The sequence below is a fragment of the Xanthomonas sp. PPL134 genome, assembly GCF_040595915.1.
Classification (GTDB): domain Bacteria; phylum Pseudomonadota; class Gammaproteobacteria; order Xanthomonadales; family Xanthomonadaceae; genus Xanthomonas_A; species Xanthomonas_A indica.
Window position 1 is genome coordinate 610,369 of record NZ_JAMDLL010000001.1, and the last position, 23,203, is coordinate 633,571.

The 23,203-nt window shown below is 67.2% G+C and carries 21 protein-coding genes and 2 tRNA genes; all 23 read left to right on the forward strand.

What is annotated here, in order from left to right; translation table 11 throughout:
* Window positions 1-62: 62 nt before the first annotated feature.
* The 23 genes from secG to rpsO all read left to right on the forward strand — a co-directional run bounded on the left by secG (window position 63) and on the right by rpsO (window position 23,127).
* Complete coding sequence (secG, locus tag M3U25_RS02700) at window positions 63-488, forward strand: preprotein translocase subunit SecG (protein ID WP_160947100.1); 426 nt, start codon at window positions 63-65, stop codon at window positions 486-488.
* 51 nt (window positions 489-539) lie between these two features.
* Window positions 540-624, forward strand: a tRNA-Leu gene (locus tag M3U25_RS02705).
* Window positions 625-731: 107 nt separating this feature from the next.
* Window positions 732-1,088, forward strand: coding sequence for an NADH-quinone oxidoreductase subunit A (locus tag M3U25_RS02710; RefSeq protein ID WP_010343005.1), 357 nt, complete (start codon window positions 732-734; stop codon window positions 1,086-1,088).
* A complete protein-coding gene (locus M3U25_RS02715; protein ID WP_010343006.1) occupies window positions 1,079-1,633 on the forward strand; it encodes an NADH-quinone oxidoreductase subunit B in 555 nt (184 codons plus the stop codon). Before M3U25_RS02710 ends, M3U25_RS02715 begins: the two co-directional genes overlap by 10 nt.
* Window positions 1,634-1,666: 33 nt before the next feature.
* Window positions 1,667-2,416: an NADH-quinone oxidoreductase subunit C gene (locus M3U25_RS02720; protein ID WP_242156713.1), complete on the forward strand. Its 750-nt coding sequence runs from the start codon at window positions 1,667-1,669 to the stop codon at window positions 2,414-2,416.
* Window positions 2,413-3,720: an NADH-quinone oxidoreductase subunit D gene (locus tag M3U25_RS02725; protein ID WP_242156714.1), complete on the forward strand. Its 1,308-nt coding sequence runs from the start codon at window positions 2,413-2,415 to the stop codon at window positions 3,718-3,720. Before M3U25_RS02720 ends, M3U25_RS02725 begins: the two co-directional genes overlap by 4 nt.
* A complete protein-coding gene (gene nuoE / locus M3U25_RS02730) occupies window positions 3,717-4,244 on the forward strand; it encodes an NADH-quinone oxidoreductase subunit NuoE (RefSeq protein ID WP_048489486.1) in 528 nt (175 codons plus the stop codon). Before M3U25_RS02725 ends, nuoE begins: the two co-directional genes overlap by 4 nt.
* A 5-nt stretch (window positions 4,245-4,249) precedes the next feature.
* Entirely contained in the window at window positions 4,250-5,593 is a 1,344-nt protein-coding gene (gene nuoF, locus M3U25_RS02735) for an NADH-quinone oxidoreductase subunit NuoF (RefSeq protein WP_209031858.1), read from the forward strand.
* Complete coding sequence (gene nuoG / locus M3U25_RS02740) at window positions 5,590-7,839, forward strand: NADH-quinone oxidoreductase subunit NuoG (protein ID WP_355495075.1); 2,250 nt, start codon at window positions 5,590-5,592, stop codon at window positions 7,837-7,839. The genes nuoF and nuoG overlap by 4 nt, the downstream gene beginning before the upstream one ends.
* Window positions 7,836-8,927: an NADH-quinone oxidoreductase subunit NuoH gene (gene nuoH / locus M3U25_RS02745; RefSeq protein WP_160947095.1), complete on the forward strand. Its 1,092-nt coding sequence runs from the start codon at window positions 7,836-7,838 to the stop codon at window positions 8,925-8,927. Before nuoG ends, nuoH begins: the two co-directional genes overlap by 4 nt.
* A gap of 3 nt (window positions 8,928-8,930) precedes the next feature.
* Window positions 8,931-9,419: an NADH-quinone oxidoreductase subunit NuoI gene (nuoI, locus tag M3U25_RS02750; protein WP_012915532.1), complete on the forward strand. Its 489-nt coding sequence runs from the start codon at window positions 8,931-8,933 to the stop codon at window positions 9,417-9,419.
* 9 nt (window positions 9,420-9,428) lie between these two features.
* A complete protein-coding gene (locus tag M3U25_RS02755; protein WP_242156716.1) occupies window positions 9,429-10,076 on the forward strand; it encodes an NADH-quinone oxidoreductase subunit J in 648 nt (215 codons plus the stop codon).
* The gene (gene nuoK, locus M3U25_RS02760; RefSeq protein ID WP_017908131.1) at window positions 10,073-10,378 is read left to right on the forward strand and encodes an NADH-quinone oxidoreductase subunit NuoK; all 306 of its coding nucleotides are present in this window, start codon (window positions 10,073-10,075) and stop codon (window positions 10,376-10,378) included. The genes M3U25_RS02755 and nuoK overlap by 4 nt, the downstream gene beginning before the upstream one ends.
* Before the next feature lie 7 nt (window positions 10,379-10,385).
* Window positions 10,386-12,548 carry an NADH-quinone oxidoreductase subunit L gene (nuoL, locus tag M3U25_RS02765; protein WP_355495068.1) on the forward strand — a complete coding sequence of 721 codons (2,163 nt, stop codon included), beginning with the start codon at window positions 10,386-10,388 and terminating at the stop codon, window positions 12,546-12,548.
* Window positions 12,549-12,568: 20 nt separating this feature from the next.
* Window positions 12,569-14,071 carry an NADH-quinone oxidoreductase subunit M gene (locus M3U25_RS02770; RefSeq protein ID WP_242156718.1) on the forward strand — a complete coding sequence of 501 codons (1,503 nt, stop codon included), beginning with the start codon at window positions 12,569-12,571 and terminating at the stop codon, window positions 14,069-14,071.
* Between the two features lie 36 nt (window positions 14,072-14,107).
* Window positions 14,108-15,583 (forward strand): NADH-quinone oxidoreductase subunit NuoN, encoded by a 1,476-nt coding sequence (nuoN, locus tag M3U25_RS02775; protein ID WP_355496320.1) that lies wholly within the window; start codon window positions 14,108-14,110, stop codon window positions 15,581-15,583.
* 206 nt (window positions 15,584-15,789) lie between these two features.
* A tRNA-Met gene (locus M3U25_RS02780) sits at window positions 15,790-15,866 on the forward strand.
* Between the two features lie 206 nt (window positions 15,867-16,072).
* The gene (rimP, locus tag M3U25_RS02785) at window positions 16,073-16,678 is read left to right on the forward strand and encodes a ribosome maturation factor RimP (protein WP_355495064.1); all 606 of its coding nucleotides are present in this window, start codon (window positions 16,073-16,075) and stop codon (window positions 16,676-16,678) included.
* Window positions 16,675-18,186, forward strand: coding sequence for a transcription termination factor NusA (nusA, locus tag M3U25_RS02790; protein ID WP_017908136.1), 1,512 nt, complete (start codon window positions 16,675-16,677; stop codon window positions 18,184-18,186). Before rimP ends, nusA begins: the two co-directional genes overlap by 4 nt.
* Window positions 18,187-18,281: 95 nt before the next feature.
* Window positions 18,282-20,990: a translation initiation factor IF-2 gene (gene infB / locus M3U25_RS02795; protein ID WP_160947090.1), complete on the forward strand. Its 2,709-nt coding sequence runs from the start codon at window positions 18,282-18,284 to the stop codon at window positions 20,988-20,990.
* Between the two features lie 112 nt (window positions 20,991-21,102).
* A complete protein-coding gene (rbfA, locus tag M3U25_RS02800) occupies window positions 21,103-21,519 on the forward strand; it encodes a 30S ribosome-binding factor RbfA (protein ID WP_355495058.1) in 417 nt (138 codons plus the stop codon).
* Window positions 21,520-21,736: 217 nt separating this feature from the next.
* Window positions 21,737-22,663, forward strand: a complete 927-nt coding sequence (truB, locus tag M3U25_RS02805; RefSeq protein WP_355495055.1) for a tRNA pseudouridine(55) synthase TruB — start codon at window positions 21,737-21,739, stop codon at window positions 22,661-22,663.
* 203 nt (window positions 22,664-22,866) lie between these two features.
* Window positions 22,867-23,127, forward strand: coding sequence for a 30S ribosomal protein S15 (rpsO, locus tag M3U25_RS02810; protein ID WP_019797620.1), 261 nt, complete (start codon window positions 22,867-22,869; stop codon window positions 23,125-23,127).
* The last annotated feature ends 76 nt before the right edge of the window (window positions 23,128-23,203 follow it).

Consider the following 23,203-nt stretch of genomic DNA (forward strand, 5'->3'; position numbering starts at 1 on the left):
GCGAACGGCCGCCGATGGCGGCCGTTGGTCCCCCAAGTCGTACTGTCCGGACGGATTTCGAAATGCTGATGGTCATCCTCAATGTGGTCTACGTGCTGGTGGCGATCGCGATGATCGCGCTGATCCTGATGCAGCGCGGCGCCGGTGCGGCGGCGGGTTCCGGGTTCGGCGCCGGCGCGTCCGGCACCGTGTTCGGATCGCGTGGCGCGTCCAACTTCCTGTCCAAGTCGACCAAGTGGCTGGCCGTGGTGTTCTTCGCCATCAGCCTGTTCATGGCCTGGTACGCCGGCCACAGCGCGCGTCCGGCCGACGCCAATCTGGGCGTGATGTCGCAGTCCGCCACCCCGGCGCCGGCCGCGCCGGCCGGCGAGCTGCAGGTGCCGCAGGCGCCGTCGGCGGCCCCTGCGGCGCCCGCCGCCGCCCCGGCTGCCCAGCAGGCGCCGGAAAAAGCACAAGAAAAGTCGCCTGCCCCGTCGCAGAAAGACTGAAGACGGTTACAATATGCTGCGCGGCGGGATTGCCGCGCAGGTTTTACGCAAGCCCAGGTGGCGGAATTGGTAGACGCACTACCTTGAGGTGGTAGCGACTTAGGTCGTAGGGGTTCGAGTCCCCTCTTGGGCACCATTGTTTGGCTACGGTTTCTGCGCAGGGGCGTCACGCCCTTGTCCGGAGAATCGTCTATCCCATGCCTGCGCGGCACGCGCGCGGGCACAGGCAAGAGAGAATCGCGAGTGCTGGCCGAATATTTGCCGACCCTGCTGTTTCTGATCGTGGCCACCGGTATCGGCGTCGCGCTGATGCTGGTGGGGCGGTTCCTCGGTCCCCGGCGTCCTGACCTGAAGAAGCTCTCGCCTTACGAGTGCGGCTTCGAGGCCTTCGAGGACGCGCGCATGAAGTTCGACGTGCGCTACTACCTGATCGCCATCCAGTTCATCGTCTTCGATCTGGAAATCATCTTCATCGTGCCGTGGACGCAGGTGTTCATGGACCTGGGCGCTCGCTCCCTGGTCACCATGGGCCTGTTCGTCGGCATGTTGTTCCTCGGTTTTGTCTACGTGTGGAAGAAGGGAGCGCTGGAATGGGAGTGATTCAGACCCTGGATCGCCTGATGACCAACCCGATCCCGGAAGGGCGGGTGGACGACATCCTGCGTCCCGAAGGCGAGAACCCGCTGCTGGAGAAGGGTTACGTCACCACCAGCGTCGATGCGCTGCTGAACTGGGCGCGCACCGGCTCGATGTGGCCGATGACCTTCGGCCTGGCCTGCTGTGCGGTCGAGATGATGCACGCCGGTGCCGCGCGCCTGGACCTGGACCGCTACGGCGTGGTGTTCCGCCCGTCGCCGCGCCAGTCCGACGTGATGATCGTCGCCGGCACCCTGGTCAACAAGATGGCCCCGGCGCTGCGCAAGGTCTACGACCAGATGCCGGACCCGAAGTGGGTCATCTCGATGGGCAGCTGCGCCAACGGCGGCGGCTACTACCATTACTCGTATTCGGTGGTGCGCGGTTGCGACCGCATCGTGCCGGTGGACGTCTACGTCCCCGGCTGCCCGCCGACCGCCGAGGCCCTGGTCTACGGCATCCTGCAGTTGCAGAAGAAGATCTGGCGAACCCAGACCATCGCGCGCTGATTCCTCTTTCCTCAGAGAGCACGCCAAGCCCCCATGGCAGAGCAAGCATCTTCCTTTAGCGACCGACTCGGCGCCCGTTTCCCCGGCAGCCAGGTCTTCGTGGCCCTTCCGCGCGGCGAAGTCACCCTGGAAGTGCCGGCCGACGCCTGGCACGCCACCTGCCTGGCGCTGCGCGACGAGTTCGGTTTCGAACAGCTGTCCGACCTGTGCGGTGTGGACTACCTGGGCTACGGCAGCGACGAGTGGGACACCTCGGACGTGTCCTCGCACGGCTTCAGCCGCGGCGTCGAAGGCAAGGCCATGGGCCGCTTCGCCTGGGGCGAGTTCCCCAGCGCCGAGACCGCCGCCGGCGTGCAGCCGATGCCGGTCCCGCAGCAGCGCTACGCGGTGCTGGCGCAGCTGATCTCCTACCGCCATAACCAGCGCCTGCGCGTGCGTTGCTACGCGCCGAACGAAGACCTGCCGGTGGTGGCCTCGGTCACCGACATCTGGCCGGGCGCGAACTGGTTCGAGCGCGAGGCGTTCGACCTGTTCGGCGTGGTGTTCTCCGGGCACCCGGACCTGCGCCGCATCCTCACCGACTACGGCTTCGTCGGCCATCCGTTCCGCAAGGATTTCCCGCTGATCGGCAACGTCGAAGTGCGCTACGACGAAGAGAAGCAGCGCGTGATCTACGAGCCGGTCACCTCGGTGGAACCGCGCGTGGGCGTGCCGCGCGTGATCCGCGACGATGCGCGCTACCAGACTGCGGCGGGCGAAGCACAGAAGGAGTCCGCCAAGTGAGCGAGTACCACCAGGCGCACGACGGGTTCGCCAGCAATCCTGCCGAAGCCAAGCAGGAAATCCGCAACTACACGATGAACTTCGGCCCGCAGCATCCGGCCGCGCACGGCGTGCTGCGCCTGATCCTGGAGATGGACGGCGAGACCGTGGTCCGCGCCGATCCGCACATCGGCCTGCTGCACCGTGGCACCGAGAAGCTGGCCGAGTCCAAACCGTTCAACCAGTCGATCGGCTACATGGATCGCCTGGACTACGTGTCGATGATGTGCAACGAGCACGCCTACGTGCGCGCGATCGAGACCCTGATGGGGATCGAGGCGCCGGAGCGTGCGCAGTACATCCGCACCATGTTCGACGAGATCACCCGCATCCTGAACCACCTGATGTGGGTCGGTTCCAACGCGCTCGACCTGGGCGCGATGGCGGTGATGCTGTACGCGTTCCGCGAGCGCGAAGAGCTGATGGACGTCTACGAGGCGGTGTCGGGCGCGCGCATGCACGCGACCTACTATCGCCCGGGCGGCGTCTACCGCGACCTGCCGGACCGCATGCCCAAGTACCAGGAATCGCGCTGGCACAAGGGCAACGCGCTGAAGCGGCTCAACGCCGCGCGCGAAGGCTCGATGCTGGACTTCCTGGAGGCGTTCACCGACACCTTCCCGGCGCGCGTGGACGAGTACGAGACCCTGCTCACCGACAACCGCATCTGGAAGCAGCGCACCGTCGGTATCGGCGTGGTCACCCCGGAGCAGGCCTATGCCTGGGGCATGACCGGCGCGATGCTGCGCGGCTCGGGCATCGCCTGGGACCTGCGCAAGAAGCAGCCCTACGCCAAGTACGACAGCGTCGATTTCGACATCCCGCTCGGCACCAACGGCGATTGCTACGACCGTTACCTGGTGCGCGTGGCCGAGATGCGCGAATCCAACCGCATCATCAAGCAGTGCGTGAAGTGGCTGAAGGCCAACCCGGGCCCGGTCATGGTCGAGAACTTCAAGGTGGCGCCGCCCAAGCGCGCCGACATGAAGGACGACATGGAAGCGCTGATCCACCACTTCAAGCTGTTCAGCGAAGGCTACTGCGTGCCGGCCGGCGAGACCTATTGCGCGGTCGAGGCGCCGAAGGGCGAGTTCGGCTGCTACCTGATGTCCGACGGCGCCAACAAGCCGTTCCGCGTGCACCTGCGCGCGCCGGGCTTCGCCCACCTGTCGTCGATGGACGCGATCGTGCGCGGCCACATGCTGGCGGACGTGGTGGCGATGATTGGTACCTATGATCTGGTGTTTGGTGAGGTCGACCGATGAAGGCGACAGGTAATTTCGAAGCGGCGCGCGACGTCGATCCGATGGTGGTGCTGAGCGACAAGACGCGCGCGCACATCGATCACTGGCTGGCCAAGTTCCCGCCGGATCGCAAGCGTTCGGCGGTGCTGCAGGGCCTGCACGCGGCGCAGGAGCAGAACCAGGGCTGGCTGACCGACGAGCTGATCGCCGGCGTGGCCAAGTACCTGGAACTGCCGCCGGTGTGGGCCTACGAGGTCGCCAGCTTCTACTCGATGTTCGAGACCGAGAAGGTCGGCCGCAACAACGTCGCGTTCTGCACCAACATCAGCTGCTGGCTCAACGGCGCCGAAGACCTGGTCGCGCACGCCGAGAAGAAGCTCGGCTGCAAGCTGGGCCAGTCCACCGCCGACGGCCGCGTCTACCTCAAGCGCGAGGAAGAGTGTCTGGCCGGTTGCGCCGGCGCACCGATGATGGTCATCAACGGCCACTACCATGAGCATCTGACCAAGGACAAGGTCGACGAATTGCTGGACGGGTTGGAGTAACGGCAATGGCACAGCATCCCCACGCCCCCACCGGCCCGGTCGGCCCCGCGCCGCAGCCGCACCAGGTGGTGTACACCACGCTGCACTACGACACCCCGTGGTCCTACGAGAGCTACCTGAAGACCGGTGGCTACGCCGCGCTGCGCAAGATCCTCGAAGAGAAGATCCCGCCGGAGCAGGTGATCGAGATGGTCAAGCAGTCGAACCTGCGCGGCCGTGGCGGCGCCGGCTTCCCGACCGGCCTGAAGTGGTCGTTCATGCCCAAGGGCGCACCGCAGAAGTACATCCTGTGCAACTCGGACGAGTCCGAGCCCGGCACCTGCAAGGACCGCGACATCCTGCGCTACAACCCGCATTCGGTGGTGGAAGGCATGGCCATCGCCTGCTACGCCACCGGCTCCACCGTGGGCTACAACTACCTGCGCGGCGAGTTCCACCACGAGCCGTTCGAACATTTCGAACAGGCCCTGGCGGACGCGTACGCCAATGGCTGGCTGGGCAAGGACATCCTCGGCAGCGGCATCGACATCGACATCTACGGCGCGCTGGGCGCCGGCGCCTACATCTGCGGCGAAGAGACCGCGCTGATGGAGTCGCTGGAAGGCAAGAAGGGCCAGCCGCGCTACAAGCCGCCGTTCCCGGCCAATTTCGGCCTGTACGGCAAGCCGTCGACGATCAACAACACCGAGACCTACGCTTCGGTGCCGGCGATCATCCGCAACGGCCCGGAATGGTTCCTGGGCCTGAGCAAGACCAAGAACGGCGGTCCGAAGATCTTCTCGGTTTCCGGCTGCGTGCAGAAGGGCGGCAACTTCGAAGTGCCGCTGGGCACCACCTTCGACGAACTGCTGGAGATGGCCGGCGGGCTGAAGCCGGGCCGCACCCTCAAGGGCGCGATCCCGGGCGGCGTGTCGATGCCGGTGCTGAAGGCCGAGCAGCTCAAGGGCCTGCAGATGGACTACGACACCCTGCGCGCGCTGGGCACCGGCCTGGGCTCGGGCGCGATCGTGGTGCTGGACGACAGCGTGTGCTGCGTGAAGTTCGCCTGCCGCATCTCGCAGTTCTTCCACAAGGAATCCTGCGGCCAGTGCACCCCGTGCCGCGAAGGCACCGGCTGGATGCACCGCGTGCTGGAGCGCATCGTCGCCGGCAAGGCCACGATGGAAGACCTGCACCAGTTGCGCACCGTCGCCGGGCAGATCGAAGGCCACACCATCTGCGCCTTCGGCGAAGCGGCGGCCTGGCCGATCCAGGGCTTCCTGCGCCAGTTCTGGGACGAATTCGAGTACTACATCGTCAACGGTCATTCGATGGTTGACGGCAAGAAGCTGGAGGCAGCCGCCGCATGAGCGCGCAACCCAACAATCCCGGCGCGACCCCGGCGGTCGTGCCGGAAGGCCATGTGACCGTCGAGATCGACGGCCAGTCGCTGGTCGTGCCGAAGGGCTCGATGATCATCCAGGCCGCCGACAAGGCCGGCATCCCGATCCCGCGCTTCTGCTACCACGAGAAGCTGCCGATCGCGGCCAACTGCCGCATGTGCCTGGTCGACGTCGAGAAGTCGCCCAAGCCGTCGCCGGCCTGCGCCACGCCGGTCATGGACGGCATGAAGGTGCAGACCCGCAGCGACAAGGCGCTGAAGTACCAGCGCAGCGTCATGGAATTCCTGCTGATCAACCACCCGCTGGACTGCCCGATCTGCGATCAGGGCGGCGAGTGCGAACTGCAGGACGTGTCGCTGGGCTATGGCCGCTCGGTCAGCCGCTTCAACGAGCGCAAGCGCGTGGTGCCGGACGAGGACATCGGCCCGCTGGTCGCCACCGAGATGACCCGCTGCATCCAGTGCACCCGCTGCGTGCGCTTCACCGCGGACATCGCCGGCACCTACGAGCTGGGCGGCATGTACCGCGGCGAGAACCTGCAGATCGGCACCTACGACGGCAAGCCGCTGACCACCGAGCTGTCCGGCAACGTGGTCGACGTGTGCCCGGTCGGTGCGCTGACCAACAAGGTGTTCCAGTTCCGCGCGCGCCCCTGGGAACTGGTGGCGCGCGAGTCGCTGGGCTACCACGACGCGATGGGTTCGAACCTGTTCCTGCACGTGCGTCGCGGCGAAGTGCTGCGCACCGTGCCGCGCGACAACGAGGCGGTCAACGAGTGCTGGCTGTCCGACCGCGATCGCTACTCGCACCAGGGCCTGTACGCCGAGGACCGCGCACTGCGGCCGATGCGCAAGGTCGACGGACAGTGGCGCGAGGTGTCGTGGGCGGAAGCACTGTCCGCCGCCGGCGAGATCCTCAAGGCCAACCGTGGCGACGCGCTGGGCGTGCTCGCGCATCCGTCCACCTCCAACGAGGAGGGCGCGCTGCTGGCGCGCCTGGCCGAGGGCCTGGACAGCGGCAACCTCGATCACCGCGTGTACAACCGCGACTTCTCCGATGCCGCGCTGGCCGAGCCGTTCGCGCTGCCGCTGGCGGAGATCGAGCAGGCCGACGTGGTGGTGATCCTGGGCAGCAACCTGCGCCACGAACTGCCGCTGCTGCATGCACGCCTGCGCAAGGCGCGGATGCAGCGCCAGACCAAGGTGTATTCGATCAACCCGGTCGATTTCGACGTGGCCTTCGACCAGGCCGGCCGCCAGATCGTGGCGCCGTCGAAGTTCGCCGAGGCGCTGGCCGACGGCGCGCTGCGCGAGGCGGTGCAGGGCGCCGGCCGTGCGGTGCTGATCGTCGGTGCGCTGGTCGAGAACCATCCGCAGGCCGCGGCGCTGCGTGCGGCCGCGCGCGACTTCGCCGCCGCCACCGGCGCGGCGCTGTGCCGCATCCCGCAGGGCGCCAACGCGCTGGGCCTGTCGCGCTACGGCGTGCTGCCGCGCGGCCGCAACGCCGCGGCGATGCTGGCCGAGCCGCGCAGCGCCTACGTGCTGTACGGCCTGGAGCCGGGGCTGGACTTCGCCGACGCCGCGGCCGCGCGCAGCGCGCTGGCCGGTGCCAAGGTGGTGGCGTTCAGCCACTTCGCCTGCGCCTCCACCCGCGACGTGGCCGACGTGATCCTGCCGATCGGTGCGCTGCCGGAAATCGAGGCGACGCTGACCAACCTCAACGGCAGCGACCAGCGCACCCGCGCCGGCGGCAAGCTGCCGGGCGAGGCCCGCGAGGGCTGGCGCGTGCTGCGTGCGCTCGGCGGCGAACTGGGCCTGCAGGGCTTCGAGTTCATCGACCTGGCCGGGCTGCGCGATGGCCTGCAGCCGCGCGAGGTCGCCGCGGCGAGCTCGGCGCAGCCGGCACGCCAGGACGAGGGCCTGGAACTGGCCGCCAGCCCGGCGATCTACCGCACCGATGCGGTGGTGCGCCGCGCGCAAGCGCTGCAGCAGCATCCGCTGAACCGCGCGCCGGGCGTGGCGCTGCATCCGGACGAAGCGGCGCGGCTGGGCCTGCGCGACGGGCAGATGGTCAAGGTCGGCACCGCGGCGGGTAGCGCCACGTTGCCGCTGGCGACGGACAAGCGGGTCGCGCCGGGCGCGGCCTGGATCGAAACGGGCCACGGCGCGACCGCGCCGCTGGGCGCCGGTCGGGTGACGGTGGTGGCTGCATGAACGAGATGCTGTTGAACGTGGTCGACCCGCTGCACCAGTGGTTCCTCGGCCTGGGCGCCCTCGGCGTGGTCCTGTGGATCGTGCTGAAGATCCTGGTGATCGCCATGCCGGTGATCATCGCGGTGGCGTTCTACGTGGTCTGGGAGCGCAAGCTGATCGGCTGGATGCACGTGCGCCACGGGCCGATGTACGTGGGCATGGGCATCTTCCAGGCCTTCGCCGACGTCTTCAAGCTGCTGTTCAAGGAAATCATCCAGCCGAGCAGCTCGCACAAGGCGATGTTCGTGATCGCGCCGCTGATCACCCTGGCGCCGGCCTTCGCCGCCTGGGCGGTGGTGCCGTTCGACGCCAAGCTGGTGCTGTCCAACGCCAACGCCGGCCTGCTGTACCTGCTGGCGATGACCTCGCTGGGCGTGTATGGCATCATCCTGGCCGGCTGGGCGTCCAACTCCAAGTACGCGTTCCTCGGTGCGATGCGCTCGGCAGCGCAGGTGGTCAGCTACGAGATCGCGATGGGCTTTGCCCTGGTCGGCGTGATGATCGCCGCCGGCAGCCTGAACCTGAGCACGATCGTGCAGGCGCAGGCCGGCAGCTCCGGGTTCTTCGACTGGTTCCTGATCCCGCTGTTCCCGCTGTTCATCGTGTACTGGGTGTCCGGCGTGGCCGAGACCAACCGCGCGCCGTTCGACGTGGTCGAGGGCGAGTCGGAAATCGTCGCCGGCCACATGGTCGAGTACTCGGGCGGTGCGTTCGCGCTGTTCTTCCTGGCCGAATACGCCAACATGATCCTGGTCAGCTTCCTGGTCTCGATCTTCTTCCTGGGCGGCTGGCTGAGCCCGATCCAGGGTTGGGTCACCGCCGACGTCTCGCCTTGGGTCAACTGGATCTGGACCGGCGGCTGGCCGTGGCTGTTGATGAAGGTGCTGTTCTTCGCCAGCGCGTACATCTGGTTCCGCGCCAGCTTCCCGCGCTACCGCTACGACCAGATCATGCGCCTGGGCTGGAAGGTGTTCATCCCGCTGACGATCGTGTGGATCGCGGTGACGGCATTGATGGTGTTCTACGGCGTGATCCAGAAGGGCGTGTAAGCGATGAATAAAATCACCCATTACTTCAAGAGCCTGCTGCTGCTCGAGCTGCTCGGTGGCCTGTGGCTGACCTTGAAGTACACGTTCCGTCCCAAGTACACCGTGCTGTACCCGATGGAGAAGTTCCCGCAGTCGCCGCGTTTCCGCGGCCTGCACGCGCTGCGCCGCTATCCCAACGGCGAAGAGCGCTGCATCGCCTGCAAGCTGTGCGAGGCGGTGTGCCCGGCGCTGGCGATCACCATCGACTCGACCAAGCGCGAGGACGGCACCCGTCGTACCACCCGCTACGACATCGACCTGTTCAAGTGCATCTACTGCGGCTTCTGCGAGGAAAGCTGCCCGGTGGATTCGATCGTGGAGACCCAGGTGCTGGAGTACCACTTCGAGAAGCGCGGCGAGAACATCGTCACCAAGCCGCAGTTGCTGGCGATCGGAGACCGGCTCGAGGCCGAGATCGCCGAGCGCCGCGCTGCCGACGCTCCCTTCCGCTGAGGTTCCGAAATGGATTGGGTAAATATCGCTTTCTGGATCTTCGCCACCATCGCCGCGGTCGCCGCCGGCGCGGTGATCAGCGTGCGCAACCCCGTGTACGCGGTGCTGTGCCTGATCCTGACCTTCTTCTCCATCGCCTGCGTGTGGCTGCTGGTGGGCGCCGAGTTCCTCGGCGTGACCCTGGTGCTGGTCTACGTCGGCGCGGTCATGGTGCTGTTCCTGTTCGTGGTGATGATGCTGGACATCGACACCGCCCGCCTGCGCGAAGGCTGGGTGCGCTACCTGCCGGTCGGCCTGGTGGTGGCGGTGGCGATGCTGGTGCAGATGGTCACCCTGATCGGGGTCAAGGCGCGTAGCGCGGCGCCGTTCCCGGCCGACAACGCCGCGGCCCAGGCCGCCGACACCTCCAACATCACCTGGCTGGCCAAGACCCTGTTCACCCAGTTCCTGCTGCCGTTCGAGTTCGCCGCGATCATCCTGACCGTGGCGGTGGTCGCCGCGGTGATGCTGACCCTGCGCAAGCGCACCGGCATCAAGACCCAGAACCCGGGCGACCAGTCGCGGGTCAAGGCCAGCGACCGTCTGCGCATCGTCAAGATGGACGTCGAAAAGCCCACGCTCCACACTCCGCCGGCATCGCAGGAGGGCCAGCCATGATCTCCCTAGGCCATCTGCTGGCGCTCGGCGCGGTGCTGTTCTGCATCGCCCTGGCCGGCATCTTCCTCAACCGCAAGAACGTCATCGTGCTGCTGATGTCGATCGAGCTGATGCTGCTGTCGGTCAACATCAACTTCGTCGCCTTCTCGCGCGAGCTCGGCGACGCCGCCGGCCAGTTGTTCGTGTTCTTCATCCTGACCGTGGCCGCGGCCGAAGCCGCCATTGGCCTCGCGATCCTGGTGACGCTGTTCCGTACCCGCCACACGATCAACGTGGCCGAAGTCGATTCGCTGAAGGGCTGACCTGCAGATGGAAATTACGCTCTCCAAGAGTCTGCTGATCGCGGTGGTGCTGGCCCCGCTGGTCGGCAGCATCATCGCCGGCCTGTTCGGCCGTCAGGTCGGCCGCAAGGGCGCGCAGTTCGCCACCATCCTCGGCGTCGCGGTCAGCTGCGCGCTGTCGTGCTGGACCCTGTACCAGCTGGTGGGGCAGGGCGCCTCGCCGTTCAACCAGAACCTCTACACCTTCTTCGAGGTCGGCCACTATTCGGCCCACGTCGGCTTCATGGTCGACCGCCTGACCGCGATGATGATGGTGGTGGTGACCTTCGTGTCGCTGCTGGTGCACATCTACACCATCGGCTACATGGCCGATGACCCGGGCTACCAGCGCTTCTTCAGCTACATCTCGCTGTTCACCTTCTCGATGCTGAGCCTGGTGATGAGCAACAACTTCCTGCAGCTGTTCTTCGGCTGGGAAGCGGTGGGCCTGGTGTCGTATCTGCTGATCGGCTTCTGGTTCAAGCGCCCGACCGCGGTGTTCGCCAACATGAAGGCGTTCCTGGTCAACCGCGTGGGCGACTTCGGCTTCATCCTCGGCATCGCCGGCGTGCTGCTGTGGTTCGGCACGCTGGACTACGCCAGCGTGTTCGCCAACGCCACCGCGGTGCTGGGCAACGAGGCCGCCGGCGGCCTGGCCCAGGTGCAGTTGTTCCAGGGCCATGCCTGGAACGTGTCCACCATCATCTGCGTGTGCCTGTTCATCGGCGCCATGGGCAAGTCGGCGCAGGTGCCGTTGCACGTGTGGCTGCCGGACTCGATGGAAGGCCCGACCCCGATCTCGGCGCTGATCCACGCCGCGACCATGGTCACCGCCGGCATCTTCATGGTGGCGCGCATGTCGCCGCTGTTCGAGCTGTCGCAGACCGCGCTGAACTTCGTGCTGGTCGTCGGCGCCACCACCGCGTTCTTCACCGGCCTGATCGGCATCGTGCAGAACGACATCAAGCGCGTGGTCGCCTACTCGACGCTGTCGCAGCTGGGCTACATGACCGTGGCGCTGGGCGTGTCGGCGTACTCGGCGGCGGTGTTCCACCTGATGACCCACGCCTTCTTCAAGGCGCTGCTGTTCCTGGCGGCCGGCTCGGTGATCATCGGCATGCACCACGAGCAGGACATGCGCAAGATGGGCGGCCTGCGCAAGTACATGCCGATCACCTACTGGACCAGCGTGATCGGCACCCTGGCGCTGGTCGGTACCCCGTTCTTCGCCGGCTTCTACTCCAAGGACACCATCATCGAGGCGGCGCAGCACCACGCGCATACCTCGCATGGCTGGATCGCGACCTACGGCTACTGGGCCGTGCTCGGCGGCGTGCTGATCACCAGCTTCTACAGCTTCCGCCTGCTGTTCCTGACCTTCCACGGTCAGGAGCGCTTCCGCGATGCGCACGCGCACGACGTGCATGCCCACCACGACAGCGCCCACACCGACGCCGAAGCGCAGTCCCATGCGCACGACGCGCATGCGCATGACGACCACCACGGCCACCATGGCGCGCACGAACCGCACGAGTCGCCGTGGGTGGTGACGGTGCCGCTGATCCTGCTGGCGATCCCGTCGATCGCGATCGGCTTCTTCACCATCGGCCCGATGCTGTTCGGCACCGACTGGGCGGGGCACCATGCCGCGGCGGCGATCAAGGGCCAGGCAGTCAGCTTCTTCACCGGCATCGTCGACTTCTACGACCCGGCGCGCGACACCGTCGGTGCGCTGGCCGAGGAGTTCCATGGCCCGGTCGCGTTCGCCCTGCACGGCCTGACCCAGCCGCCGTTCTTCCTGACCCTGGCCGGTTTCGTCCTGGCCTGGATCCTGTACCTGTGGAAGCCGGAACTGGCGGCGAAGGCGCGCAAGACCTTCTCGGTGCCGGTGTGGATCCTCGAGAACAAGTACGGTTTCGACAAGCTCTGGATCGGCGGTTTCGCCGGCGGCGGCGTACGCTTGGGCAAGGTGTCGCGCGCGGTGGATACGCATGTCGTGGACGGCGTCATGGTCAACGGCACCGCACGCGTGATCGACCTGGCGGCCAACCTGCTGCGTCGCACGCAATCCGGTTTCCTCTATCACTACGCCTTCGCGATGATCGTCGGTCTCATTGCCCTGCTGGGCGTGCTGATGCATTTCTGGCGTTGACCTGTACGGAATAAGAACACGTGTCGAACTGGCCTCTACTCTCCATCCTGATCTGGCTGCCGATCATCGGCGGCGCCCTGGTCCTCGCCGTGCGCGACGCGCGTGCGGCACGCTGGGCGTCGCTGCTGGTGGCGTTGCTGACCTTCGCGCTCAGCGTGCCGCTGCTCACCGGTTTCGACTACGCCAGCGACGCGCTGCAGTTCGTCGAGACCCACGCCTGGATCCCGGCGTACGACATCGGCTACAACCTCGGCGCCGACGGCATCGCGGTCGCGCTGATCGTGCTGACCACCCTGGTCACGGTGCTGGCGCTGATCGGCGCGTGGACCTCGATCGACAAGCGCGTCAACCAGTACGTGGCCGCGTTCCTGATCCTGGAAGGCGTCACCGTCGGCATCTTCTCCGCCACCGACGCGATGCTGTTCTACGTGTTCTTCGAGGCGATGCTGATCCCGATGTTCCTGATCATCGGCATCTGGGGCGGCCCGCGCCGCATCTATGCCGCGGTCAAGTTCTTCCTGTACACCTTCCTCGGCTCGGTGCTGATGCTGGTCGGGTTGATCTACCTGTACCTGAAGGGCGGCAGCTTCCAGCTCGCCGACCTGTACCAGCTCTCGCTCACGTCCAAGGAGCAGACCTGGCTGTTCTTCGCCTTCCTGATCGCCTTCGCGGTCAAGGTGCCGATGTTCCCGGTGCATACCTGGCTGCCGGACGCGCACGTGGAAGCGCCGACCGCCGGTTCGGTGATCCTGGCGGCGATCGCGCTGAAGATCGGCGGCTACGGCTTCCTGCGCTTCAACCTGCCGATCCTGCCCGACGCCAGCAACGAGTGGGCGTGGCTGGTGATCGCGCTGTCGCTGATCGCGGTGATCTACGTCGGCCTGGTCGCCCTGGTCCAGGACGACATGAAGAAGCTGATCGCGTACTCGTCGATCGCGCACATGGGCTTCGTCACCCTCGGCACCTTCGTCGCCTTCGCCCTGGTCGGCTTCGGCAGCGTCGACGCCGCGCGGCTGGGCCTGCAGGGCGCGATGGTGCAGATGATCTCGCACGGCTTCGTGTCCGGCGCCATGTTCTCCTGCGTGGGCGTGCTGTACGACCGCATGCACACCCGCCGCATCGCCGACTACGGCGGCGTGGTCAACGTGATGCCGTGGTTCGCGACCTTCGCGATGCTGTTCTTCATGGCCAATGCGGGCCTGCCGGGCACCAGCGGCTTCGTCGGCGAGTTCATGGTCATCATGGCCAGCTTCCAGGCGCATCCGCTGCTGGCCTTCGGCGCGGCGACCACCCTGGTGATCACCGCCGCCTACACCCTGTGGCTTTACAAGCGCGTGTTCTTCGGCGAGGTCGCCAATGCGCACGTGGCCGAGCTGAAGGACATCAACGGCCGCGAGGCGCTGGTGCTGGGCGTGTTCGCGCTCGGCGTGCTGGCCCTGGGCCTGTATCCGAAGCCGTTGACCGACCTGATGGAGCCCTCGATCGCGAAGCTGGCGGCGCAGATCGCCACCAGCAAGCTGTAAGCGGCCGTCGAGCGTATTGATTCCAGAGATTTGATGATGACCACCCCTGCGCTGCTGCCTCTGACCACCGTCGACCTGCCGCCCCTGCTGCCCGAGCTGGTGCTGACGGCCGGTGCCTTCTTCCTGCTGATGCTCGATCTGTTCATCAGCGAGCGCAACAAGGCCTGGACCCACATCGTCTCGGTGGCGATCCTGGTCGCGGTGTTCGCGATGCTGCTGGCCGGCGTGGGCGGGCAGGGCGAGGTATTCAACGGCATGTTCGTGCGCGACGCCGCCGCCGACGTGATGAAGACGGTGATCGTCGGCCTCAGCGCGCTGACCCTGATCTACGGCTGGAGCTACCTGCGCGAGCGCAATCTGTACCAGGGCGAGATCCCGGTGCTGGTGTTGTTCGCCACGGTCGGCATGATGATCCTGGTGTCGGCCGGCAGCCTGCTGATGGTGTACCTGGGCCTGGAACTGCTGGCGCTGTGCTCCTACGCGCTGGTCGCCTCCAACCGCGACAACGGCATGGCCACCGAAGCGGCGATGAAGTACATCGTGCTCGGTTCGCTGGCCTCCGGCCTGCTGCTGTACGGCATGTCGCTGATCTATGGCGCCACCGGCACGCTGAGCCTGAGCGGCATCCACGAGGCGATCGGCAACGGCCGCGAGCATATGCTGCTGCTCACCGGCACCGTGTTCATGATCGCCGGCGTCGCCTTCAAGCTCGGCGCCGCGCCGTTCCACATGTGGCTGCCGGACGTCTACCAGGGCGCCCCGGCGCCGATCGCGCTGTTCATCAGCTCGGCCTCCAAGCTGGCCGCGTTCGGCATGGCCTACCGCCTGCTGGAAGTGGGCGTGGGCCCGTTGGCGGCGCAGTGGCACTGGGTGATCGGCGGCCTGGCTGCGCTGTCGCTGGTGGTCGGCAACCTGATGGCGGTGGCGCAGAGCAACCTCAAGCGCATGCTGGCGTACTCCACGGTCTCGCACATCGGCTTCCTGCTGCTGGGCGTGGCCGGCGGCGGCGAGCGCGGCTATGCGGCGGCGCTGTTCTACGCGATCTGCTACGCGGTGATGTCCACCGCGTCGTTCGGCGCGATCATCGCGCTGTCGCGCAAGGGCTTCGAGGCCGAGAACATCGACGACTTCAAGGGCCTGAACGCGCGCAACCCGTGGATGGCGCTGCTGGTGCTGTGCATCATGGCCTCGCTGGCCGGCGTGCCGCCCTTCCTGGGCTTCTGGGCCAAGCTGGCGGTGCTGGGCGCGGTGGTCGCGGTGCCCGACCAGAACCTGTGGTGGACCGGCCTGGCGGTGCTGTCGGTGCTGTGCGCGGTGATCGGCGCCTTCTACTACCTGCGCGTGATCAAGGTGATGTATTTCGACGAGCCGGTCGGTTCGCCGCTGCCGGCCAACGACGATCGCGTGCTGGGCGTGGCATTGGGCGTCAACGCGCTGGGCCTGCTGGCCTTCGGCCTGGCCTGGAGCCCGCTGATGGCGTGGTGCCAGCGCGCCTTCGCGCACCTGGCCTGATTGCGAAAGGGCGGTTTTCCCGCTGTTTCCGCCGACGCCGCCGCAAGGCGGCGTCGGCGTTTTTGCATTCGGCGATGCGATTGCTGTTTCGTTTTCCATCGTGTGCGGTTATCATGGCGTCCTTCGCACGGCAGCCTCGCTACCGCGTCGAGATGAAAATCAGGGCTTGCAATCGACGCACTGATTCTTCATAATTCCGCTTCTGCTGCGGGGTGGAGCAGTCTGGCAGCTCGTCGGGCTCATAACCCGAAGGTCGCAGGTTCAAATCCTGCCCCCGCTACCATATTTGTCTGCAGCGGCAACCAGTCCATCGGTTGTCTGCGGCAGGGAAATCTGGGCTTCGCGATGACGCATGTTCCCGTCGTCGCAACCGGAATCCAGCGTGACCGGAGTTTTACCGGACAAGGGGCCCAGAGGGCCCTTTGTCGTTTCCGGGGTCCGGAAAATGCACGAACCGATTCTTCAACCATTTCAGATGCAAGGCAGGCTGTGAGCGACAAGGCAAACGAAATCGCGACTCTGCTGGGCCCGACCGTGGACGCGTTGGGCCTGGAACTGCTGGGGGCGGAGTACCTGCCGGCTCCCGGTGGCGCCACGCTGCGCCTGTACATCGACGTGCCGCTGGCCGAGCAGCCCGAGCGCATCGTCAACATCGACGATTGCGAGCGGGTCAGCCGCGAGGTCTCGGCGCAACTGGACGTGGAAGACCCGATCAGCGGCAACTACACGCTGGAAGTGTCCTCACCGGGCGTGGACCGGCCGCTGTTCAGCGCCGAACAGTTTTCCCGCCACCTGGGCGAATCGGCCAAGGTGGTGCTGAAGCTGCCGCAGCAGGGCCGTCGGCGCCTGCAGGGGCGCATCGTGCAGGCCGACGCCGATGCCGGCCGGATCACCTTCGAGGTCGACGGCGCCGAACTGGCGGTGGACTTCGACAACATCGACAAGGCACGGATCATGCCCGACTGGGCGGCGCTGGGCCTGGCCCCGACCAAGCCGGGCAAGGGGCCGAAGCCGGCCGGCAAGAACGCAAAATCCAATAAGAAACCATCCAACGAACCGGCGGTCGACGAGGCTGCGCGCGGAGCGAAAGAATGAGCAAGGAACTGTTGCTGGTAGTCGACGCGGTGGCCAACGAAAAGGGCGTGCCGCGCGAAGTGATCTTCGACGCGATCGAGGCCGCATTGGCGTCGGCGGCGAAGAAGCGCTACCCCGACCAGGACGTGCTGACGCGCGTCACCATCGACCACAAGGACGGCACCTACGAGACCTTCCGGCGTTGGGAAGTGGTGGCCGACGACGTGGTGATGGAATCGCCCGACCGGCAGATCCGCCTGATGGACGCGGTCGACGAGGCCGAAGGCGTGGACGTCGGCGACTACATCGAAGAGCAGATCGAGAATCCGGACTTCGGCCGCATCGCCGCGCAGGCCGCCAAGCAGGTGATCGTGCAGCGCGTGCGCGAGGCCGAGCGCCAGCAGGTGGTGGACGCGTGGAAGGATCGCGTCGGCGAGCTGGTCACCGGCGTGGTCAAGCGCGCCGAGCGCGGCAACATCTACGTGGACCTGGGCGGCAACGCCGAGGCCTTCATTCCCAAGGACAAGGGCATCCCGCGCGACGTGCTGCGCGCCGGCGACCGCGTGCGCGGCTACCTGGCCGAAGTGCGTTCGGAGCCGCGTGGCCCGCAGCTGTTCATCAGCCGCGCCGCGCCGGAATTCATGATCGAGCTGTTCAAGCTGGAAGTGCCGGAAGTGGGCCAGGGCCTGGTCGAGATCAAGGCCTGCGCGCGCGATCCGGGCGACCGCGCCAAGATCGCGGTGCTGGCGCACGACACCCGCACCGATCCGATCGGCGCCTGCATCGGCATGCGCGGCTCGCGCGTGCAGGCGGTGTCCAACGAGCTCAACGGCGAGCGCGTGGACATCGTGCTGTGGAACGACAACCCGGCCAACTTCGTCATCAACGCGATGGCGCCGGCCGAGGTGCAGTCGATCATCGTCGACGAAGAAAAGCACTCGATGGACCTGGCGGTGGCGGAAGACCGCCTGGCCCAGGCGATCGGCAAGGGCGGCCAGAACGTGCGCCTGGCCAGCCGCCTGACCGGCTGGCAGCTCAACGTGATGACCGCCGAGCAGGTCGCGGCCAAGTCCGAGGCCGAGCAGGCCGTGGCCCGCCAGCTGTTCATGGACAAGCTGGAAGTGGACGAGGAGATCGCCGCGATCCTGGTCGCCGAGGGCTTCAACTCGGTCGAGGAAATCGCCTACGTGCCGGTCGGCGAGCTGCTGGCGGTGGAAGGCTTCGACGAGGACATCGTCGAGGAACTGCGCGCCCGTGCCCGCGACGCGCTGCTCAATGAGGCGCTGGCCGCCGAGGAGAGCGACGACGACGGCGTGCCGGCGGCGGACCTGCTGTCGCTGCCGGGCATGGACGAAGCCACCGCCTACGCGCTGGCCGGCCATGGCGTACGCACCAGCGAGGACCTGTCGGATCTGGCTGCCGACGAAATCCTCGAGTTCGGCATCGAGGACCTGGACAAGGACCGCGCCGCGGCCCTGATCCTGGCCGCCCGCGCCGAGGAGATCGCCCGCCTGGAGCGCGGCGAATGAGTCAGCGATGAATGCCGCCCTGACCCGATCAGGGCTTAGAATCCGCGCTACCTTCGCACGCGGCGAGGGGGCGCCAACCAGATCATAGGATCCGAATGTCGCAGCAAACCACCATCCGCAAGCTGGCCGAACTGGTGAACACGCCGGTCGAGAAACTGCTGGTTCAACTGGCCGACGCCGGGATGAAGTTCAGCGGTCCCGACCAGGTCGTCACCAGCACCGAAAAGATGAAGCTGCTGGGCTTCCTGCGCCGTACCCACGGCAAGACCGACAAGCCGGTCGAGGAAGAGGCCCAGGCGGCGCCGAAGAAGATCACCCTGAACCGGCGCAAGCTGCAGGAAGTGACGGTCAGCGCCGGGCGCAGCAAGACCACGGTCAACGTCGAGGTCCGGCAGAAGCGCACCTACGTGAAGTCGGCCGAGGACCTGGCCGCCGAGCGTGCGGCGCCGTCCGCGGGCGGACGGGTGGACGACGAGCGCGCCGAGATCCTGCGCAAGCTGGAGGAATCCAAGCAGCGCAACCTGGCCGAGCAGCAGAAGCTCGCCGAGCAGGACCGTGCGCGCGCCGAGGAAATCGAGCGCAAGCGCAAGGCCGAGCAGGAAGCGCGCGAGCGCGCCGAGGCCGAGCAGCGCGCCGCGCAGGCGGCGCTGGAAGCCGAGTCGGCACCGCCGGCTGCGGCGCCGGCCGCGCCTGCCGCCGACCGCAACGCCGCCGCTGCGCCGCGCGCGCCGCGTCCGGCGGTGGCACCGCGTCCGGCCGGTGCGGCACATCCGGCCAAGCCGGCGGCGCCGCGCAGCGACGACCGCAACAATGCCAACAACAAGCACAAGACCCGCGGCTCGCACGTGATGGTCGCCGGTGTCGAGGACGACGACAGCACCAGCCGCTTCGCCGGCCAGCTGCACCTGTCCGCGGCCGACCGCGCGCGCCGTTCCAACGTGCGCGGCAAGCCGCGCGGCGGCAGCCACAGCGGCGGCCGTCGCCAGGCCGAGCCGTCGCGCAGCGGCGGCGGCGCGCACGGCTTCGAGCGTCCCACCGCGCCGGTGGTGCGCGAAGTGGCGATCGGCGACACCATCACCGTGGCCGACCTGGCGCAGAAGCTCGCGCTGAAGGGCGGCGACGTGGTGAAGGCGCTGTTCAAGATGGGCGTGATGGCCACCATCACCCAGACCATCGACCACGACACCGCGGCGCTGGTCACCGAAGAGCTCGGCCACAAGCCGGTGCGTGCGGGCAGTGCCGACGCCGAGGACGCGCTGCTGGCGCACACCGAGGACGCGCAGGGCGAGAAGCTGCCCCGGCCGCCGGTGGTCACCATCATGGGCCACGTCGACCACGGCAAGACCTCGCTGCTGGACTACATCCGCCGCACCAAGGTCGCCTCGGGCGAAGCCGGCGGCATCACCCAGCACATCGGCGCGTACCACGTCGAAACCGACCGCGGCGTCATCAGCTTCCTGGATACCCCGGGCCACGCCGCGTTCACCTCGATGCGCGCCCGCGGCGCCAAGCTCACCGACATCGTGGTGCTGGTGGTCGCGGCCGACGACGGCGTGATGCCGCAGACGGTCGAGGCGGTCAAGCATGCCAAGGCGGCCGGCGTGCCGCTGATCGTGGCGGTCAACAAGATCGACAAGTCCGGCGCCGATCCGCTGCGGGTCAAGAACGAGCTGCTGGCGCAGGACGTGGTCGCCGAAGAGTTCGGCGGCGACACCCAGTTCGTCGAGCTGTCGGCCAAGACCGGCCAGGGCATCGACACGCTGCTGGACGCGATCTCGCTGCAGGCCGAAGTGCTGGAACTGCGCGCGGTGGCCGAAGGCCGCGCCAGCGGCGTGGTGATCGAGTCCTCGCTGGACAAGGGCCGCGGCCCGGTGGCGACGGTGCTGGTGCAGCAGGGCGCGCTGAAGAAGGGCGACTACCTGGTGTGCGGCATCCAGTACGGCCGCGTGCGTGCGTTGTTCGACGAGACCGGCAAGCAGCCGGATTCGGCGGGTCCGTCCATCCCGGTGCAGGTGCTCGGCCTGTCCGGCGTGCCGGATGCCGGCGACGACTTCGTGGTCGTCGACGACGAGCGCCTGGCCAAGGACGTGGCGCAGCAGCGCGAGACCAAGCGCCGTGAGTCGCGTCTGGTGTCCACCGCGGGCAGCCGCATGGAAGACATCATGTCGCAGCTCGGCAAGGGCGAGGGCCAGCTGTCGCTGAACCTGGTGATCAAGGCCGACGTGCAGGGTTCGGTGGAAGCGCTGAAGCAGTCGCTGACCGCGCTGTCCAACGAGCAGATCCGCATCAACGTCATCCACTCCGGCGTGGGCGGCATCACCGAATCCGATGCGAATTCGGCGCTGGCCTCCAAGGCCACGGTGATCGGCTTCAACGTGCGTGCCGACGCCTCGGCGCGGCGCATCATCGAGACCAACGGCATCGACCTGCGTTACTTCTCGATCATCTACGACGTGATCGACCAGGTGAAGCAGGTGGCGTCCGGTCTGCTGGGCGTGGAGATCCGCGAAGAGATCATCGGTATCGCCCAGGTGCGCGACGTGTTCCGCAGCTCCAAGTTCGGCGCCGTCGCCGGCTGCATGGTCGTGGAGGGCGTGGTCAAGCGCAACAAGCCGATCCGCGTGCTGCGCGACAACACCGTGGTGTTCGAGGGCGAGCTGGAATCGCTGCGTCGCTTCAAGGAGAACGTCGACGAAGTGCGCAACGGCACCGAGTGCGGTATCGGCGTGAAGGCCTACAACGACGTCAAGGCCGGCGACCAGATCGAGTGCTTCGAGCGCATCGAAGTGCAGCGTACGCTGTAAGAGCTGGGATTCGGGAATCGGGATTGGGGATTCGTAAAAGCGGTGCGCGACGTGCGTATCGCTTCTGCGAGTCTCTCCCGATCCCGTATTTCCAAAAGAGAGAGCTTCCGTCATGCCCACCAAATCTTTCCACCGTACCGATCGCGTGTCCGCGCAGATCCGGCGCGACCTCGGTACGATCGTGCATGCGGCCGTGCGCGATCACGGCTTGCCGTCGGTCAGCGTGTCCGACGTCGAAGTCACCCGCGATCTGGCGCATGCCAAGGTGTTCGTTACCGCGCTGATGCAGGAACGCTCGGCCGAGGCGGTCAAGGGCCTGAAGGAACTGGCGCCGCAGCTGCGCAGCGAACTGGCGCGGGCGATGAAGCTGCGCCACGTCCCCGAACTGCATTTCCATTACGACGATTCGGTCGATCGCGGCGAGCGCATCGACAACCTGCTGCGCGACATGCCGGAACTGCAGCAGGATCGGGACGACGACGGTCATGCCGCCGCCGAAGACGCCGAAACGGCGCCGCGCAAGGACTGAGTCCGCTGCCGACGCCGCGGCGTCGGCGTGCATTGTGTGAGTGCGGGCGCCGAACGCGAGCGCCCGTTTCGCAGCCGCGATCACGGCGTTCTTCGATTCGAGCGGTTTTCCGCTGTCCCGTGCGTGCCTGCGCTTTCCGCCCGCGCCGTTCGCCTGCGCCATGCCGAGGCCGGATCCGCCATTCCCGACTCTCCAATCCCCAATCCCGCCCGTACCCATGCCCGTCTTCGGCCCGCGTCTGCCCCGTATCGTCTTCCGTCGCCTCGACGGCATCGTGCTGCTCGACAAGCCGATCGGCATGAGTTCCAACGCGGCGCTGCAGGCGGCGCGGCGGCTGTTCCGTGCCGAGAAGGGCGGCCACACCGGCAGCCTGGATCCGCTCGCCACCGGGCTGCTGCCGCTGTGCTTCGGCGAGGCGACCAAGCTGGCCGGGCTGTTGCTCGGGTCGGCCAAGGCCTATGAGGCGGAGGTGGTGCTTGGCGTCACCACCGACAGCGACGATGCGGAGGGCGCGGTGCTGCGGACCCGGCCGGTGCCGCCGCTGGACGTGGCGACGCTGGAGGCGGCGTTGGCGCCGCTGCGCGGACGCATCCGCCAGCGCGCGCCGATCTACTCCGCGCTCAAGCAGGGCGGGGAGCCGCTGTACGTCAAGGCGCGCCGCGGCGAGGCGATCGAGGCGCCGGAGCGCGAGGTCGAGGTGCATGCGATCGACGTGCTTGCCCACGCCGGCGACCGCCTGCGCCTGCATGTGGCCTGCGGGTCCGGCACCTACATCCGCAGCCTGGCCCGCGACCTGGGCGAGGCGCTGGGCTGCGGCGCGCACATCGCCGCGCTGCGGCGGCTGTGGGTGGAGCCGTTCCGCACGCCGCAGATGGTGACCCTGGAGCATCTTCAGCAACTGGCCGCGCAGGATCCGGCGGCGTTGGAGGCGTTGGTGCTGCCGCTGGCCGCCGGCCTGGCCGATTTCCCGCCGGTGCGCCTGGAGCATGCTGCGGCGCAGCGTTTCCGCATGGGCCAGCGCCTGCGCGATCCGGCCTGGGCGCCCGGCCTGGCCGCGGTGTTCGACGCCGACGGGGTGCCGCTGGGCCTGGGCCAGGTCGATGCCAGCGGGCTGCTGGCGCCGCAGCGCATGTTCAATCCGTGACCGCAACGGCAGGCGCATCGGTTGCCACCTGACTGTCGTTCAGTCATGACGCTGTCTTAACGCCTTGTTCCTCCGGGCCAGGGCCGGTACAATTTCGCGGCCTTTCCGGCACGCTGCGCTCCGGCGCAATCCTTCGCAATCGGCGAGCCAGGCGGTGCGTCCTTCGCACGTTCCTGCCGGCCCCGCATCTCAGAGAAAACCTCATGTCCATCGACACCCAGAAAGTCATCGAAGAAAACAAGCGCGGCGCTGCCGACACCGGTTCGCCGGAAGTGCAGGTCGCCCTGCTGACCGCCCGCATCGAGCAGCTGACCGGCCACTTCAAGACCCACAAGAAGGACCACCACAGCCGCCGCGGCCTGCTGCAGATGGTCAACCGCCGCCGCAGCCTGCTCGACTACCTGAAGAAGAAGGATGGCGAGCGCTACAAGGCGCTGATCGAGAAGCTCGGCCTGCGTCGCTGAGGCAACGAACCCCACCGCGGCGCAGCGATGCGCCGCGGTTTTGTTTTGGGTAGTACCGTGACCCGGGGAGCGCTCC